The organism is Curtobacterium sp. PhB170 (genome assembly GCF_003752345.1).
Lineage (GTDB): Bacteria > Actinomycetota > Actinomycetes > Actinomycetales > Microbacteriaceae > Curtobacterium.
Genome location: NZ_RJUM01000013.1, coordinates 249,847 through 266,178, shown reverse-complemented (window position 1 = coordinate 266,178; position 16,332 = coordinate 249,847). Strand labels below are relative to the sequence as shown.

Genomic DNA, 16,332 nt, shown 5'->3' with positions numbered 1-16,332 from the left:
GCGGGTCCCGGTAGGGTTGGTGCCGTGCTCGAACTGGTCGTCCTGATCTCCGGTACCGGGTCGAACCTCCGAGCCCTGCTCGAAGCGACCTTCGACGCCGAGTACCCCGCCCGTGTCGTCGCCATCGGTGCCGACCGCGATGCCGAGGGTCTCGGTCTGGGCGAGGAGTTCTCGATCCCGACCTTCACGGTGCCGTTCTCGCGCTACGAGACCCGCGCCGAGTGGGGACAGTCCCTCGCTGAGCAGATCCGACCGTGGTCGCCCGACCTGCTCGTGCTCTCCGGCCTGATGCGCCTGCTGCCCCCGGCCGTGGTGTCCGAGTTCGCCCCGGGCATCATCAACACCCACCCGGCGTACCTGCCCGAGTTCCCCGGCGCCCACGGCGTGCGGGACGCCCTGGCAGCCGGCGTCACCGAGACCGGCGCGAGCGTCATCGCGGTCGACGACGGCGTCGACACCGGCCCGATCCTGGCCCAGGAGCGCGTCCCCGTGCTGCCGGGCGACTCCGAGTCGACGCTGCACGACCGCATCAAGCCGGTCGAGCGCCGCCTGCTCATCCAGACCATCCTCGACATCGCCAACGGCACCACCGACCTGAAGGGCACCCCGAGCGCATGAGCGTGCACGCAGCCGACCCCAGCCTCTACCGCGACCGTGACGTGGTGCCGGTCCGCCGCGCACTCATCTCGGTGAGCGACAAGTCCGGCCTGCTCGAGCTGGCCGGCGCCCTCGCCGAGTCGGGTGTCGAGATCGTGTCGACGGGGTCCACCGCCCAGACGATCCGTGACGCCGGGTACTCCGTCACCGACGTCGCGAGCGTCACCGGGTTCCCGGAGTCGCTCGACGGCCGGGTCAAGACGCTGCACCCCTCGGTGCACGCCGGCCTGCTCGCCGACCTGCGCCTCGAGTCGCACGAGCAGCAGCTCGCCGACCTCGGGATCGCGGCGTTCGAGCTCGTCGTCGTGAACCTGTACCCGTTCGTCGAGACGGTGGCCTCTGGTGCCGACACCGCGACCGTGGTCGAGAACGTCGACATCGGCGGCCCCGCGATGGTCCGTGCGTCGGCGAAGAACCACCCGAACGTCGCGATCGTCGTCTCGCCGTCGTCCTACGCCGAGGTCGTCGAGGCGGTCCGCGCCGGCGGGACCTCGCTCGAACTCCGCAAGCGTCTGGCGGCCCAGGCGTTCGCGCACACCGCGGCGTACGACACCGCGGTGGCGTCCTACTTCGCCAGCGACGTCGTGGCGGCCGCTGCGGCGCCGATGACCAGCGGCGACATCCAGACGCCCGGCGCCTTCGACGAGCACCTCGGCTTCACCGCCGACCTGTCGGCCACGCTCCGCTACGGCGAGAACGCGCACCAGGCAGCCGCGCTGTACACGAGCACCGACGGCGCCGGCATCGCGCAGGCGACGCAGCTGCACGGCAAGGAGATGTCGTACAACAACTACGTCGACGCCGACGCGGCCGTCCGTGCGGCGTTCGACTTCGACACCCCCGCCGTCGCGATCATCAAGCACGCCAACCCGTGCGGCATCGCGATCGCCCCGGCGGACGCCGCCGACCCGATCGCCTCGGCCCACGCCGCCGCGCACGCCTGCGACCCGCTGTCGGCGTTCGGTGGGGTCATCGCCGCGAACCGTCCGGTCACCGTGGCGATGGCCGAGACCGTGAAGGACATCTTCACCGAGGTCGTCGTCGCCCCGGGTTTCGACCCCGAGGCGCTCGAGATCCTGTCGCGCAAGAAGAACATCCGCCTGCTCACGCTGCCGGCCGACTTCGCCCTGGCACCGCGCGAGGTCAAGCAGATCTCCGGCGGCTTCCTGGTGCAGGACGCCGACCGCTTCACGGCGTTCGACCAGTCCACGTGGACCCTGGTCGCCGGCGAGCCCGCCGACGACCAGACCCTCGCCGACCTGGCCTTCGCGTGGAAGGCGAGCCGTTCGGTCAAGTCGAACGCCATCCTGCTGGCGAACCAGGGTGCGAGCGTCGGGGTCGGCATGGGCCAGGTCAACCGGGTGGACTCGTGCCACCTCGCGGTGAACCGTGCCGGTGACCGCGCGACCGGCAGTGTCGCGGCGTCCGATGCGTTCTTCCCGTTCGCCGACGGCCTGCAGGTGCTGCTCGACGCCGGTGTGCGCGCGGTGGCCCAGCCCGGTGGCAGCGTCCGCGACGACGAGGTCATCGCCGCGGCGACGGCCGCGGGCGTCACGATGTACTTCACGGGCGAGCGCCACTTCTTCCACTGATGCGAGCACTGAGGCGAGCACCACTTCGTCCACTGAAGTGAACAAATCGCGGCACCCTATTGCGCGCTGAGAGTCACTGTGAATAGTCTGTAAGGCTCCGCGACAGGCAGCCGACGGTCCCTCGGGACCGGTGGCACCGCGGACACAACGGTGACGAAGACGACGACTGGAGTGACGATGGACAACATGACCGGAACCGTGGCGACGGCCGCCCGTGCAGGTCTCGTGTCCGTCGTGGGGACCACTCCCGCACGGCGATCCCTGATCGCACCGCGACCGCGCGTCGCGGCCGCCGTCTAGCCAGGCCGTTCCCACGGCCTCGCGGCGCCGCACGACCAGCGTCCGCGAACCACCCGCCTGAACCCGGGGGACGAGTGTCTCCCGGTGCCCTCCGGCCCGACCGACGTCACGCGAGTGACGGCGGAGGCGCGACCACGCGCCCGGCCGATGATCACCACGCAACGCCACACCGAGCCTCCAGGTCGAGGCCGCGCACGCACCGCACGCCAGCAGCACGCAAGCAGCAGGCGGCCAGGGCGCAGCGCGACCCGGGGACCCGGCAGACGCATGAGGACGCAACGCATGTCCAAGTCGCCCACCACGGCGCGCCCGTCCACCTTCCGCGCGATCGCGCGGATCTACCCCTACGTGAAGCCCTACCAGGGGCGCCTCATCGGCGGCATGGCCGCAGCGATGGGAGCCTCTTTGGTGGCGCTCGCAATCCCCTACGTCCTGCAGTGGCTCGTCGACGGCCCGCTGTCATCGAAGGACGGCGCACAGATCTGGCCCGCCGGCCTCGGCGTGCTCGCCCTCGGTGTGCTCGAGGCGTTCTTCATCGCCTCGCGCCGCCGGATGGTGATGCGCCCCTCGACGCGGATCGAGGCCAGCATGCGGAACTCGCTGTACGCGAAGCTGCAGGACCTGCCCGTCGCGTTCCACGACCGGTGGGAGTCGGGGCAGCTGCTGTCCCGTTCCGTGTCGGACCTGTCGTTGATCCGCCGCTGGCTGGCCTTCGGTGTCGTCCTGCTCGTCGTGAACGTCGTGACGATCGTCGTCGGCTTCGTCGTGCTGTTCACCTTCGGGTGGCTGCTCGGGCTGATCTTCCTGATCGCGTCGATCCCGCTGTGGATCAACGGGCTGCTGTTCGAGCGTCGGTACTCCGTCGTCGCGCGCCGCAGCCAGGACCAGGTCGGTGACCTCGCGACGAGCGTCGAGCAGTCGGTCCACGGCATCCGCGTGCTCAAGGCGTTCGGCCGCGGCGGGTCGAAGCTCGAGGAGTTCAGCGAGCAGGCCGAAGCCCTGCGCGGCACGGAGATCAAGAAGGCGAAGGCCATCGCGAGCATCTGGCTGTGGCTGCTGCTCGTGCCGGACGTCGCGTTCGCGCTGTGCCTGCTCGCCGGCATCTGGCTGGCGTCGCAGGGTGAGATGACCGTCGGTCAGCTGTTCGCGTTCTTCGCGACGGCGACCGTGCTGCGGTTCCCGATCGAGTCGATCGGCTTCCTGCTCTCGATGACGTTCGACACCCGCACGGCGGTCGACCGCTTCTTCGAGGTCATGGACTCCGAGAACACCATCACGGACCCGAAGGACCCGAAGACGATCGCGGAGCCGCACGGTGCACTGTCGTTCAACGGCGTGCACTTCCGGTACCAGGACTCCGCGCCGCAGTACCCGGACCTGATCAACGGCGTCGAGCTGCAGCTGCAGCCGGGCGAGACCATGGCGCTCGTCGGGCTCACGGGCTGCGGCAAGACGACGCTGCTCTCGCTGGTGCCGCGCCTGTACGACGTGACCGGCGGATCGGTGACGATCGACGGGGTCGACATCCGCGACCTCACCCGCGAGGAACTGCGCCGGCACGTCGGCGTCGCCTTCGAGGACGCCACCCTGTTCTCGTCGACCGTGCGTGAGAACGTGCTGCTCGGTCGACCGGACGTGCAGGGTGCCGAGGCCGAGGCACTCATGCGCGAGGCACTCGACATCGCGCAGGCGTCCTTCGTGGACGACCTGCCCGACGGCGTGGACACCCGGGTGGGCGAAGAGGGGCTGTCGCTGTCCGGTGGACAACGCCAGCGCCTGGCGCTCGCTCGCGCGATCGCCGCGCGGCCGTCGGTGCTCGTGCTCGACGACCCGCTGTCGGCGCTCGACGTCGACACCGAGGCGCGGGTCGAGGCCGGCCTCCGCCGCGTCCTCGCCGAGACGACGTCGCTCATCGTGGCGCACCGTCCGTCGACGGTGACGCTGGCCGACCGGGTCGCCCTGATGGAGAACGGCGTCGTCACCGCCGTCGGGACCCACCACGACCTGATGGCCACCAACGAGCACTACCGCTACGTCATCTCGTCGCTCGACGACGACGAAGCGACCGCACGACAGGAGGCGATGGCATGAGCCAGCAAGAGAAGAACCTTCCGCTCGACACGTCGGCCGGGCCGGGAGGCGCGGATCCCGTCGTTGACGACATCGCCGACGCGCAGTCTGCCGCGCCCGTCACCGCCTCGATCACCACCCTGGGCGTGCGCGGCGAGGAGCGCGAGGACTTCACCAAGGCGGAGAGCAAGCGCCTGCGGCGTCGCTCCCTCGCCCTGCTCGGTTCCCTCGCGGCCCCGCTGAAGCTCCGCCTGGTGCTGCTCGGGATCGTCGTCGTGGTCTCCACGGCGGGCACCGTCGCGGGCCCGGCGCTCATCGCGTGGGGCATCGACAACGCCCTGCCCGCCGTGATGGACCAGAACGACTGGGTGCCGGCGTTCGGCGTCGTCGCGACGTACATCGTCGTGGCCGTCCTCGGCGCGGTGCTCACCGCCTGGTACACCGTGCTCGCCGCACGGATCAGCCAGGCGATCCTGTTCGACCTGCGCAAGCGGGTGTTCCTGCACACGCAGCGGCTGTCGCTCGAGTTCCACGAGACCTACACGTCCGGCCGGATCATCTCCCGCCAGACGAGTGACCTCGACTCGATCCGCGAGCTGCTCGACTCCGGCCTGAACCAGCTCATCCAGGGCGTGCTCTACATGGTGTTCACCGCCGTGGCCCTGGTGCTGCTCGACCCGACGTCCGGGCTCGTGCTCGCGGTGTCGCTCGTGCCGCTCTGGTTCCTGATCCGCTGGTTCCAGAAGAACTCGCAGACGCTGTTCCGCGCCACCCGCGTCACCTCGGCGCGCGTGATCGTGCACTTCGTCGAGACGATGACGGGCATCCGTGCCGTGCAGGCGTTCCGCAAGGAGTCCCGCAACAAGGACGAGTACGGCGGCTTCGTCGAGGACTACCGGCTGGCGAACACGAAGGTGTTCAACCTGTTCGGGACCTTCGACCCGGTGCTCGTGCTCATCGGCAACGCCACGCTCGCCGCGGTCGTCGTCGTCGGCGGCTTCCGGATCGTCGGCGGGACGCTCGAGGTCGGTGCGCTGCTCGCGGTCGCGCTGTACGCCAAGCGCTTCTTCGACCCGGCGCAGGAGCTCGCGATGTTCTACAACGGGTACCAGTCGGCCTCGGCGGCGATGGAGAAGATCTCCGGCGTCCTCGAGGAACGACCGAGCGTGCCGGACCCCGTGAAGCCGACCAAGCTGGCCGACGCCACGGGCAAGATGGACTTCGACGAGGTCGTGTTCGCGTACAACGCGGGCAAGGTCGTCCTGCCGGAGTTCGACCTGCACATCCCGTCCGGGCAGACCATCGCGCTCGTCGGGTCCACCGGCGCCGGCAAGTCGACGCTCGCCAAGCTGATGGCGCGCTTCTACGACCCGTCGCACGGTTCCGTGCGGCTCGACGGCGTGGACCTGCGCGACCTCGACACGAAGGACATGCGCCGCGCGATCGTCATGGTCACGCAGGAGGCGTACCTGTTCTCCGGCACGGTCGCGGACAACATCGCGCTCGGCAAGCCGGGGGCCTCCCGCGCCGAGATCGAGGCGTCTGCCAAGGCGGTCGGCGCGCACGAGTTCATCATGGCGCTCCCCGACGGGTACGACACCGACGTGAACAAGCGCGGTGGTCGTGTCTCGGCGGGACAGCGACAGCTGCTCTCGTTCGCGCGGGCGTTCATCGCGGACCCGAAGGTGCTCATCCTCGACGAGGCCACGGCGTCGCTCGACATCCCCTCGGAGCGGCTGGTGCAGGAAGGGCTCGAGACCCTGCTCGCCGACCGCACCGCGGTGATCATCGCGCACCGCCTGTCCACGGTCGCGATCGCCCACCGCGTGCTCGTGATGGAACACGGGAAGATCGTCGAGGACGGCACCCCCGCCGACCTCATCTCGGGTACCGGGCGGTTCGCCCAGCTGCACGCGGCCTGGCGCGACTCGCTCGTGTAGGACGCAGCCGGGCTGCACCACGTGGTTGGCTTGCTCCATGAGCAACGACAGCGTGCAGCCCGGCGGCGTCGCCCTGCGCGACCCCTTCTACGGCGCACCCTTCACCGAGGCCGTCCGGCGGTTCTGGCGGAAGTACACCGTGTTCACCGGACGGGCCTCGCGTGCCGAGTTCTGGTGGTGGTGGATCACGTCGCTCGCGATCGGACTCGTGCTGCAGCTCGTCCCGCAGGCGTTCACGCCGGACACCGCGCTGTTCGAGAACCCCGTCGGGTCCTACCTGTTCGTCCTCTGGGGCCTCGCAACCCTGATCGGGTCGCTCGCCCTCGGCGCCCGACGGCTGCACGACGCCGGCCTGTCCGGCTTCTGGCAGTTCCTGCACGTCGTGCCCGGCATCGGCTCGCTCGTCGTGTACGTGCTGTGCCTGATCCCGACCAGCCCGAAGGGCGAGCGCTTCGACCGCTGACCGGCGGCGGACGGACGGCCGACGTGCGCGGGCCGGGCGTCAGAACGGGTCGTCCGCATCCGTGGACGGCGACCAGCGGGCACGACGCATGTCGAGCCTCCAGGCCGCCGTCCCCTGCACGAGCGGCGTCCCCTCCGCGCGGTAGTGCTGGAGCGCACGGGCCTCGTGGTGCAGCGGCGGGTGTCCACCCGCGCGCACCACGCGCCACCAGGGCAGGTCGGCGCCCTCGTGCGCCATCACCTTGCCGACCGCACGCGACGCGCGTGAGCCGAGCGCTGCGGCGACGTCGCCGTACGTCATGACGTGACCCGGCGGGATCATCCGGACCACCTCGGCCACCGCCGCCCCGAAGTCCTGCTCCGGCGCGGGGGCGTCGTCCTCGGGCACGTCGTTGGAGAACGCTAGAGCGTCAGGACCGCGAAGTGGTCGCCGTACTGGGTCTCGCGGACGACCTCGAAGCCCACGGCGCGGAAGAACGCCTCGGGGCTGTCGTCGCCACCGGGCTCGTACACGACCGTCAGGCGTTCCTGCCCGCGGCTGCGCGCTTCGTCGGCCAGGCCGTGCACGGCGAAGCGGCCGACGCCGCGACCCTGCGCCGTGCCGGCGACGTTGACCCGCCAGATGGCGCTGCGCAGCTCTTCCTGCGCGTTGTCCGCGTCGAACGAACCGATGATGAGGCCCAGGACCTCGTCGCCGTCCAGGACCACACGGGTCCACGCGGAGCTCGGCTTGACGTCGGACTCGGCGACCCCGTAGGTGGTCGGCTGCACGAACTGTTCCTGACCCGGCTTGAGCGTCAGGGAGTTCGCCGCGGCAGCGGTCTTCGCGGAGAGTTCTTCGAGACGCAGGTCGGCCATGCGGCCAGGGTAACGGTGCGACCCGTGTGGGGGCCAGCGCGGACGGCAGACCGAGACCGCACCGTTGCCGCGGTATGGTCGCGGAATGGCAGAACATCGGCGTGGAGCGAACCTCCCGTCGATCGGCGGGTTCAACCGCACGGTCGTGCTCGATGCCGTCCGACGCTCGCCGGACGGCCTGAGCCGTGTCGAACTCGCCTCGCGAACCGGCCTCAGCGCGCAGACGGTGTCGAACGTCACCCGGTTCCTGATCGAGGCCGGCATGATCGTCGAGTCCGGCACCGTCGTCGCCGGTCGGGGCAAGCCGCGCACCATCCTGCGGCTCGAACCCGGCAGCCGGTACGCCGTCGGCGTGCACGTCGACCCGGCCGTCGTCACCTACGTGCTCCTCGACCTGGCCGGTACCGTCGTCGCCTCGTCCACCACCTCGACCCCGACCGCCGACGACCCGTCCGAGGTCGTCCGCACCATCGGCTCCGCCGTCGACGGCCTGATCGCCGACGCGGGCGTGGACGTCGACGGAGTGCTCGGTGTCGGGATCGCAAGCCCGGGCCCCATCGACGTCGACGCCGGCATCGTCGTCGACCCGCCGTTCCTGCCCCGGTGGCGGGACGTGCCCCTGCGCGACGCGCTCGCCGAGGCCACGGGCTACCCCGTCCTGCTCGAGAAGGACGTCACGGCCGCCGCGGTCGGCGAGATGTTCCTGGCGGGGGAGTCGTCGGCACGGAACTTCGCGTTCGTGTACTTCGGCACCGGGTTCGGCGTCGGGCTCGTCGTCGACCACGAACCCGTGCGGGGCGTCGGGTCGAACGCCGGGGACGCCGGGCACATCATGGTCGACCAGCGATCGCTCGCCGGCACCCCGGACGGGTCCGGCACCCGCGGCGAGGTGGGTGCGGCCGTGGCGCCGGACCGGCTCGTGCGGATCGCGCGGGAGCGGGGGGTGGCGTTGTCCGGCGGCGGCGGCGACGCTGCTGCCGGTGCGGTCTCGTCCGGTCGTGCGGCCGTGCCCGGTGGTGCGGCCGCGTCCGACGGGTCGGTCCCGTCCGACGGGTCGGTCGACGCGGTGAACCGTGCCTGGGACGAACTCGCCGAGGCCATCGCTGCCGGCGACGAGGCCGCGATCACGCTCGCCGCCGAGGCCGGCACCGTCATGGGCGACGCCGCCGTCGTCATCGTGAACCTGCTCGACATCGACCGGGTCGTGTTCGGCGGACCGTTCTGGTCCCGCATCGCGAGTGCCGCACTGCCGGCCGCCCGCGCGGCGATCGTCGGGTCGCCGTTGCTCGTGCCGAAGCACGCGGTCGACGTGGTCGAGAGCGACCGCGGTGCCGACGTCGCCGCGGTGGGGGCCGCGTGCCTGGTGCTCGACGCCGCGTTGTCCCCGCGGGCGAGCGGGCTGCTCATCCGCCGCTGACGTCGAGCGTTGCGGCGTCGAGCGCGACACCTGTCGTTCACCGGGCGGCCACCGGTCGGACGCCCGGGTGCTGAACAGTCGTGCAGGTCTCCCCTCCCCTCCCGAGAAGGACCTGCATGCGCACTCCTGCCCTGCGCCCCCGCTCCGTGCGGCTCGGCGCTGTCATCGTCACCGCGCTGGCCCTCGGCGCCGGCGTCGTCACGGCCAGCCCGGCACTCGCCGCCGTCGGTGACGACGACCCGAGCGTCGGCGCTGCCGCTCGGAACGGCCTCGTCGTCAACGAGGTCGAGTCGAACGGTGACGACACCGACTGGGTCGAGCTGAAGAACACGTCGTCGGCGTCGATCGACCTGACCGGTTACGCGTTCCTCGACGACGACAGCACCCACGATCCCTACGTCCTGCCCGCCGGCTCGACGATCGCCCCCGGCGGGTACTTCGTCATCGACCAGCTCTCGGCGACCGCGCCCGGGTTCGACTTGGGGCTCGGCGGCGCCGACACCGCGCGGGTGTACGACTCCGCCGGCGACCTGGTGCTCCGGTACTCGTGGACGAGCCACGCGGTCGTCACGTACGGCCGGTGCGCCGACGGGACCGGTGCGCTGGTCGACACCACCGCGTCGACGAAGGGCGCCGCCAACGACTGCTCCTCGCCCGTGCGCATCAACGAGGTCGAGTCGCAGGACGGCACCCCCGGCGACTGGGTGGAGCTGACCAACGTCGGCAGCACCACGGTCGACCTGGGCGGGTACGTCCTGCGGGACAGCGAGGACGACCACGCGTACACGATCCCCGCCGGCACGACGATCGCGGCCGGGGGCTTCACCGTCCTCGACGAGATGGACTTCGGCTTCGGGCTCGGCAAGGCCGACTCCGCCCGGGTCTTCGATCCGCGGGGTGCGCTGGTCGACTCGTACTCGTGGACGGCCCACGCTGCCGCCACGTACGGCCGCAACCCGGACGGCACCGGCGACTTCGCCGACACCGCCGAGCCGACGAAGGGCACGGCGAACCGGTTCGCCGGAGTCGTCACCGCCGAGCCCTGGCCCGGCGGCCAGGACGAGACCGTGCTCGACGACGAGGACACCTTCACCGGTGACCTGAGCGGCATCGACTGGACCACCTCCAGCACGTCCGAGGACGGCCAGCTGTGGGCCGTGCAGAACGGCGACGGCCTGCTCTACCACCTGACCTCGGACGGTCAGGGCGGCTGGGCGCCGTCGAACGCCGCGGGCACGGACCTGCGGTACGCCGACGGCACGGGGACCCCGGACGCCGAGGGCGTCACCGTCACGAGCGACGACCCGGGCGCCGTGTACGTGTCGACCGAGCGGGACAACGACGTGTCGAAGACCAGCCGTCCGTCGGTCCTGCGGTACGCCACCACCGACGGATCCGAGTCGACCCTGCGCGCCACCGACGAGTGGAACCTCGCAGCCGACTTCCCGGGGCTCGGTGCGAACGCCGGCCTCGAGGGCGTCACCTGGATCCCGGACTCGTGGCTCACTGAGCACGACTTCGTCGACGAGCGCACCGGCGCGGCCTACGCACCGTCGACGTACGCCGGACACGGCGAGGGGCTCTTCTTCGTCGGCGTCGAGGGCACCGCGAGCGTCTACGCCTACGCCCTGATGGCGGACGGCTCGTTCCAGCGTGTGGCCACCATCGGTTCGCCGTTCGCGGTCGTCGCCGACGTGCAGTTCGACCCGACCCTCGACGCGCTCTGGGTGGTGTGCGACGACGCCTGCGCCGGACGCACCGCGCTGTACGAGCTGACCGACGGTGCCTTCACCGCCGCGAAGGTCTTCGAGGCACCGTCGAACGCGGACCGGACGCTCGCCAACGAGGGCTTCGCGATCTCCGGCGTCTGCACCGACGGGGGGCGCGCAACGTTCACCGCCGACGACAACGACACGGACGGGTTCTCGCTCCGCACTGGGACGTACCCGTGCGAGAGCGGCGGCACGGACCCGGGCACCGACCCGACGCCGACGCCCACGCCTGCTCCGGGTGACGGCGGATCGACGCCTGCGCCGACCCCCGGGACCGGTGGATCGACGCCGACGCCGACGCCGACCCCGTCGCCGACCGCTCCGATCGCCCCGGTGGCTCCCTCGGAGACCGGCCTGACGGACACGAACCGTGGGAGCGTCTCGGCCGCGTCGTCCGCCCGCGCGGGAGAGACCATCACGGTCACGGTGGGCACGCAGTACGCGGGTGACGTCGTGAACGTGTGGCTGTACTCGACCCCGACGCTGCTCGGCACGGTGACGGTCGCCGCTGATGGCACGGTGCGCGTCACGATCCCGGCCGATGCTCCGGCCGGCGAGCACCGCATCGTCGTGACCGCTGCGGACGGCACGGTGCTGGGCTGGACCCCGATCACGATCACCGCTGACGGGCAGCTCGCGTTCACGGGTGCCGAGGGCCTCGGTGCCGGGGCACTCATCGCGTTCCTGCTGCTCGCGGCGGGCGCGGGCGTCCTGATCGTCCGCCGTCGCAAGGCGGCGGACGCGGCGTAGCCCCACGCGCCACGGGCGCACTTCGTGAGCAGGAATGGTCGGGTTCGCTCAGCGGACCCGACCATTCCTGCTCACCATGCGTGATCAGCAGTCCTCGCTGCCCGCAGTAGCGTCGGAGCATGAGCATCGACGTCCTCCGGTACACCGCCTTCGCCGCCGAGCCCGGGGGTGGTAACCCCGCCGGCCTGGTCCTCGACGCAGCGGCACTGACCGACGACGAGATGCTCGCCGTCGCCCGCGAGGTCGGCTACCCCGAGACCGCGTTCGTCGTCGGCGCCACGGCGACCGGCCCGCACGTCCGCTACTTCTCGCCCGCCGCCGAGGTGCCGTTCTGCGGGCACGCGACGGTCGCGCTCGCGGTGGCGCTCGCTGAACGGCAGGGGCTCGGCCGCCGAGTGTTCACGACGGCCGCCGGCGAGGTCGCCCTCGACGCCACCACCGGCCCGGACGGGGTGGTCCGGGTCGCGATGACGAGCGTCGAACCGGCGACGCGGGACATCGACCCGGCGCTCCTCGCCCGGTTGTTCGACCTGCTCGGGCTCACGGCCGACGACATCGCGCCGGGCTTCCCGGTGCTCGAGTCCTTCGCCGGCAACTGGCACCCGGTGCTCGTGCTGAACGACCGGGAGCTCTTCCACCAGTTCCGGTTCGCACCCGGCCCGCTCGCCGACCTCAAGCGCGAGGCCGGCTGGCAGGGGACGGTCACGGTGCTGCTCCGTACCGGGGAGCGCGAGTACGAGGCACGGAACCTGTTCCCCGCCGGCCGCATCACCGAGGACCCGGCGACGGGGTCGGCTGCGGCGTCGACCGGGGCGTACCTGCGCGAGGTCGGTGCCGTCGAGCCGGAGGACCGCGTCGTCATCCGGCAGGGTCGCCACGTCGGTCGTCCGAGCCTGCTGCTCGTCGACGTCCCGTCCACTGGCGGAATCACCGTGACGGGGAGCGCGACCCCGATCGACTGACGGACGTTCCTTCCCAGAGCGCGTGGGATGGGAAGCGGAATCGGGCGTACCTGGTCGAAAGTTCCGACCAGGTACGCCCGGTTCGACCAGGTACGCCCACCAGCCCCGCCCGCCCGCACCACCCACCCGACGCGCGCGGCGCGAAAAACTCCTTGACACGGTTAAGTCAATACGGTGGACTAATCCTGCGCGCGGGCGATGGTGCCCGCGGACATCACCCGTGCAAAGGAGCACCGATGAAACGCACCCGCATCATCGCCGGACTCGCAGCTGTGGCCGTGGCCGCAGTCGGTCTGGCTGGCTGCTCGAGCTCGGGGTCCGCCTCGAGCGACACGATCAAGATCGCGTACCAGAAGTTCGGCGCCTTCCAGCAGCTCGACGCCCAGATGAAGGTCGTCAAGAAGCAGTACGAGAAGGACAACCCCGGCAAGAAGGTCACCCTCGTCCCCATCCAGGCACAGGGCAACGACTACTACACGAAGCTCGCGCTCATGAACAAGGCGCCGGCCACCGCCCCGGACGTCATGTACGAGGACACGTTCCTCGTCAAGGCCGATGCCGAGGCGGGCTACCTGCTGCCACTCGACAAGTACACGGACAAGTGGGACGAGTGGGACCAGTTCTTCGACAACGCCAAGCAGGCCGGGCAGGGTGACGACGGCAAGATCTACGGCGTCCCGATGGGCACCGACACCCGAGCCCTCTGGTACAACAAGGACATCTTCAAGAAGGCCGGGCTCGAGGTCCCGTGGAAGCCGAAGACGTGGGACGACGTGCTCTCGGCGGCGAAGACCATCAAGGACAAGCAGCCCGACGTCATCCCGTTCAACATCTACTCGGGCAAGGCGCAGGGCGAGGCCTCGACCATGCAGGGCTTCGAGATGCTCCTGTACGGCGCCGACGGCTCCGGCAACACCCTGTACAAGGACAAGAAGTGGGTCACCGGCTCGAAGCAGTTCGAGGACTCGCTCAAGTTCGTGAAGGACGTCTACCAGGGCGGCCTCGGCCCGACACCGCAGCAGGCGCTCGACACGAACGTCGGCACGACCATCGCCCAGACGTGGCTGCCGAAGGGCAAGCTCGCGATCGACCTGGACGGTTCGTGGCAGTCCGGCACGTGGCTCAAGTCCGGCACCGCGCCGTGGCCCGAGTGGAACGACGTGATGGGCCAGGCACCCATGCCGACCCAGAACGGGCAGGCTCCCGGCTACAACTCGATGTCCGGCGGCTGGACCCTGGCGGTCGGCGCGAAGTCGAAGAACCCGCAGGCGGCGTTCGACTTCATCACGAGCTTCCTCGACAAGGACGGCTCGCTGAAGTACGACACCGAGAACAGCCAGATCGCCGTCCGCAAGGACGTCGCGGACGACACCGCCTACACCGACGCCAACCCGACGTTCAAGTTCTTCTCCGGACTGGTGGAGAACACGAACTTCCGCCCGGCGACGAGTGACTACTCGCAGGTGTCCAACGCGATCCAGGTCGCGATGGAGTCGGTCATGACCGGGCAGCAGACACCGAAGCAGGCGGCTGCCGTGTACGACAAGGCCGTCACGCAGGTGGTCGGCAAGGAGAACACCGTCTCGGCTGGTTGACGGACGTCACCCACTGACGGACGGGAGGCGCGGGGCGGCCCCGCACCGCGCCTCCCGTCCGTCCTTCCCCACCTTCGGAACCCCTCCGCACCCGGAAGGCACCCATCGTGTCCAGCACCCCCCTCGCGCCGACGCTGTCGGCGCCCGGTGCGCCGAAGCGCACCGATCCACCCGTGCCGCGCAAGCGGCGACCACTGCGGAACGTCGGTCGAGCGGTCCCGCTCCTGCCCGCCCTCGTCCTGCTCGTCATCTTCCTGCTCGGCCCCGTCATCTCGTCGTTCTACGGGTCGTTCACGAACTCCGCGCTCACCGGCGCCGGCGCTGCCGACCAGCAGTTCGTCGGCTTCCAGAACTACGTCGAACTGTTCCAGGACCCGGACTTCCCGAAGTCCGTCATCCTGACGGTCGTGTTCCTGCTCGCCTCGGCGGTCGTGGGACAGAACGTGCTGGGGCTCGGCCTCGCACTCCTGATGCGCTCCGCCAACAAGGCCGTCCGCGCGATCGTCGGCACCTTCGTCGTCGCCGCCTGGGTCCTGCCGGAGATCGTCGCCTCGTTCGCCGCGTACGCGTTCTTCAACGACGAGGGCACGCTCAACGAGTTCCTGAAGTCCATCGGCATCAGCGGACCGAACTGGCTCTACACGTTCCCGATGTTCGCCGTGATCCTGGCGAACATCTGGCGCGGCACGGCCTTCTCGATGCTCGTCTACTCCGCCGCCGTGCAGGAGGTCCCCGAGGAGATCACCGAGTCCGCCGAGGTCGACGGTGCCACCGGGTGGCAGCGCCTCGTCTACATCACGCTGCCGGTGATCCGACGGAGCATCTCGACGAACCTCATGCTGACGACGCTGCAGACGCTGTCGGTCTTCACCCTCATCTTCGTGATGACCGGGGGTGGGCCGGGCACGAACTCGTCGACCCTGCCGATCCTCGCCTACCAAGAGGCGTTCAAGTTCTCGCAGCTCGGCTTCGGGACCGCGATCGCGACCATCCTGCTCGTGGTGGGGGCGGTCTTCTCGATCATCTACATCCGAGCCCTCAAGCCGGAGGTGGACTGATGGCCATCACTGCCCCGTCCCTCGACCCGACCACCACTCGTTCGGTGACCGCTCCCGGTTCGCTGCACATGACGTCGCCCCGCGGCCGCACCATGCGATGGGTGGCGAACACCGTGCTGCTCGTCATCGCGGTGTGCTTCGCGGTCCCGCTGCTCTGGCTCGTCCTCGCCTCGGTCGACACCCAGGCGTCGCTGTCCGTGAAGCTGCCGACGCAGTTCACGCTCGACAACTTCACCAAGGTGCTCACGCCCGAGCTATCGTTCATCCCACTCGCGAACAGCCTGCTGCTCTCCGGCGGCACGGCGGTCGTCACCGTGGTCTTCGCACTGCTCGCCGCGTACCCGCTGTCCCGCTACAAGATGCGGGTCAACAAGCCGTTCCTGTACAGCATCCTGTTCGGGACCGGCCTGCCGATCACCGCCATGATGGTGCCCGTCTACGCGCTGTTCGTGTCGCTCAACCTGATCGACAACGTGTGGGGCTGCATCTTCTTCCTCGCCGCGACGTCGCTGCCGATGGCGATCTGGATGGCGAAGAACTTCATGGACTCCGTGCCGATCTCGCTCGAAGAAGCAGCGTGGACCGACGGGGCGTCGATGATGACCACCCTGACGCGCATCGTCGTCCCGCTCATGCGTCCGGGCATCGCCGTCGTGTTCATCTTCGTGTTCATCCAGGCGTGGGGGAACTTCTTCGTCCCGTTCGTCCTGCTGCTCTCGCCCGACAAGGTGCCCGCCGCGGTGAGCATCTTCAACTTCTTCGGGCAGAACGGGGCGGTCGCGTACGGACAGCTCGCCGCGTTCTCCATCGTCTACTCCGTGCCCGTCATCGCCCTCTACGTGATCGTGTCCCGAGGCCTCGGCGGCGGCAACGCCCTCGCCGGCGGCATCAAGGGCTGA

Annotated in this window: 13 protein-coding genes; 11 read left to right on the top strand and 2 right to left on the bottom strand. The window is 70.2% G+C overall.

Going from position 1 to position 16,332, the window contains the following annotated elements:
* The first annotated feature begins 24 nt into the window (after positions 1 to 24).
* The 5 genes from purN to EDF40_RS16830 all read left to right on the top strand — a co-directional run bounded on the left by purN (position 25) and on the right by EDF40_RS16830 (position 7,022).
* A complete protein-coding gene (gene purN, locus EDF40_RS16850) occupies positions 25 to 618 on the top strand; it encodes a phosphoribosylglycinamide formyltransferase (protein ID WP_111085342.1) in 594 nt (197 codons plus the stop codon).
* Positions 615 to 2,249: a bifunctional phosphoribosylaminoimidazolecarboxamide formyltransferase/IMP cyclohydrolase gene (gene purH, locus EDF40_RS16845; protein ID WP_123340956.1), complete on the top strand. Its 1,635-nt coding sequence runs from the start codon at positions 615 to 617 to the stop codon at positions 2,247 to 2,249. The genes purN and purH overlap by 4 nt, the downstream gene beginning before the upstream one ends.
* A gap of 582 nt (positions 2,250 to 2,831) precedes the next feature.
* Complete coding sequence (locus EDF40_RS16840; RefSeq protein ID WP_123340955.1) at positions 2,832 to 4,640, top strand: ABC transporter ATP-binding protein; 1,809 nt, start codon at positions 2,832 to 2,834, stop codon at positions 4,638 to 4,640.
* A 110-nt stretch (positions 4,641 to 4,750) separates the two neighbouring features.
* Entirely contained in the window at positions 4,751 to 6,559 is a 1,809-nt protein-coding gene (locus tag EDF40_RS16835) for an ABC transporter ATP-binding protein (protein WP_123341009.1), read from the top strand.
* 37 nt (positions 6,560 to 6,596) lie between these two features.
* A complete protein-coding gene (locus tag EDF40_RS16830; RefSeq protein ID WP_123293233.1) occupies positions 6,597 to 7,022 on the top strand; it encodes a DUF805 domain-containing protein in 426 nt (141 codons plus the stop codon).
* A 39-nt stretch (positions 7,023 to 7,061) separates the two neighbouring features.
* Here the strand turns inward: EDF40_RS16830 and EDF40_RS16825 are convergent, their stop codons facing one another.
* Both EDF40_RS16825 and EDF40_RS16820 read right to left on the bottom strand, forming a co-directional pair.
* Positions 7,062 to 7,409 carry an MGMT family protein gene (locus EDF40_RS16825; protein ID WP_235035781.1) on the bottom strand — a complete coding sequence of 116 codons (348 nt, stop codon included), beginning with the start codon at positions 7,407 to 7,409 and terminating at the stop codon, positions 7,062 to 7,064.
* Positions 7,410 to 7,423: 14 nt separating this feature from the next.
* Complete coding sequence (locus EDF40_RS16820) at positions 7,424 to 7,879, bottom strand: GNAT family N-acetyltransferase (RefSeq protein ID WP_111085338.1); 456 nt, start codon at positions 7,877 to 7,879, stop codon at positions 7,424 to 7,426.
* 85 nt (positions 7,880 to 7,964) lie between these two features.
* Here EDF40_RS16820 and EDF40_RS16815 point away from each other — a divergent pair, with 85 nt between their 5' ends.
* The 6 genes from EDF40_RS16815 (at position 7,965) to EDF40_RS16790 (ending at position 16,332) form a co-directional block, all read left to right on the top strand.
* Positions 7,965 to 9,296 carry an ROK family transcriptional regulator gene (locus EDF40_RS16815; protein WP_123340954.1) on the top strand — a complete coding sequence of 444 codons (1,332 nt, stop codon included), beginning with the start codon at positions 7,965 to 7,967 and terminating at the stop codon, positions 9,294 to 9,296.
* Between the two features lie 116 nt (positions 9,297 to 9,412).
* The gene (locus tag EDF40_RS19325; protein ID WP_123340953.1) at positions 9,413 to 11,818 is read left to right on the top strand and encodes a lamin tail domain-containing protein; all 2,406 of its coding nucleotides are present in this window, start codon (positions 9,413 to 9,415) and stop codon (positions 11,816 to 11,818) included.
* A gap of 119 nt (positions 11,819 to 11,937) precedes the next feature.
* Positions 11,938 to 12,780 (top strand): PhzF family phenazine biosynthesis protein, encoded by an 843-nt coding sequence (locus EDF40_RS16805; RefSeq protein ID WP_123340952.1) that lies wholly within the window; start codon positions 11,938 to 11,940, stop codon positions 12,778 to 12,780.
* A 236-nt stretch (positions 12,781 to 13,016) separates the two neighbouring features.
* On the top strand, positions 13,017 to 14,375 hold the full coding sequence (locus tag EDF40_RS16800) for an extracellular solute-binding protein (RefSeq protein WP_123340951.1): 1,359 nt from the start codon (positions 13,017 to 13,019) through the stop codon (positions 14,373 to 14,375).
* A gap of 107 nt (positions 14,376 to 14,482) precedes the next feature.
* Positions 14,483 to 15,433: a carbohydrate ABC transporter permease gene (locus EDF40_RS16795; protein ID WP_111085332.1), complete on the top strand. Its 951-nt coding sequence runs from the start codon at positions 14,483 to 14,485 to the stop codon at positions 15,431 to 15,433.
* The gene (locus EDF40_RS16790) at positions 15,433 to 16,332 is read left to right on the top strand and encodes a carbohydrate ABC transporter permease (protein ID WP_333925055.1); all 900 of its coding nucleotides are present in this window, start codon (positions 15,433 to 15,435) and stop codon (positions 16,330 to 16,332) included. The genes EDF40_RS16795 and EDF40_RS16790 overlap by 1 nt, the downstream gene beginning before the upstream one ends.

Coding starts and splice junctions, on each gene's coding strand:
- purH (WP_123340956.1), top strand. CDS start 615: ATGAGCGTGCACGCAGCCGACCCCAGCCTCTACCGCGACCGTGACGTG.
- EDF40_RS16840 (WP_123340955.1), top strand. CDS start 2,832: ATGTCCAAGTCGCCCACCACGGCGCGCCCGTCCACCTTCCGCGCGATC.
- EDF40_RS16830 (WP_123293233.1), top strand. CDS start 6,597: ATGAGCAACGACAGCGTGCAGCCCGGCGGCGTCGCCCTGCGCGACCCC.
- EDF40_RS16820 (WP_111085338.1), bottom strand. CDS start 7,879: ATGGCCGACCTGCGTCTCGAAGAACTCTCCGCGAAGACCGCTGCCGCG.
- EDF40_RS16815 (WP_123340954.1), top strand. CDS start 7,965: ATGGCAGAACATCGGCGTGGAGCGAACCTCCCGTCGATCGGCGGGTTC.
- EDF40_RS19325 (WP_123340953.1), top strand. CDS start 9,413: ATGCGCACTCCTGCCCTGCGCCCCCGCTCCGTGCGGCTCGGCGCTGTC.
- EDF40_RS16805 (WP_123340952.1), top strand. CDS start 11,938: ATGAGCATCGACGTCCTCCGGTACACCGCCTTCGCCGCCGAGCCCGGG.
- EDF40_RS16800 (WP_123340951.1), top strand. CDS start 13,017: ATGAAACGCACCCGCATCATCGCCGGACTCGCAGCTGTGGCCGTGGCC.
- EDF40_RS16790 (WP_333925055.1), top strand. CDS start 15,433: ATGGCCATCACTGCCCCGTCCCTCGACCCGACCACCACTCGTTCGGTG.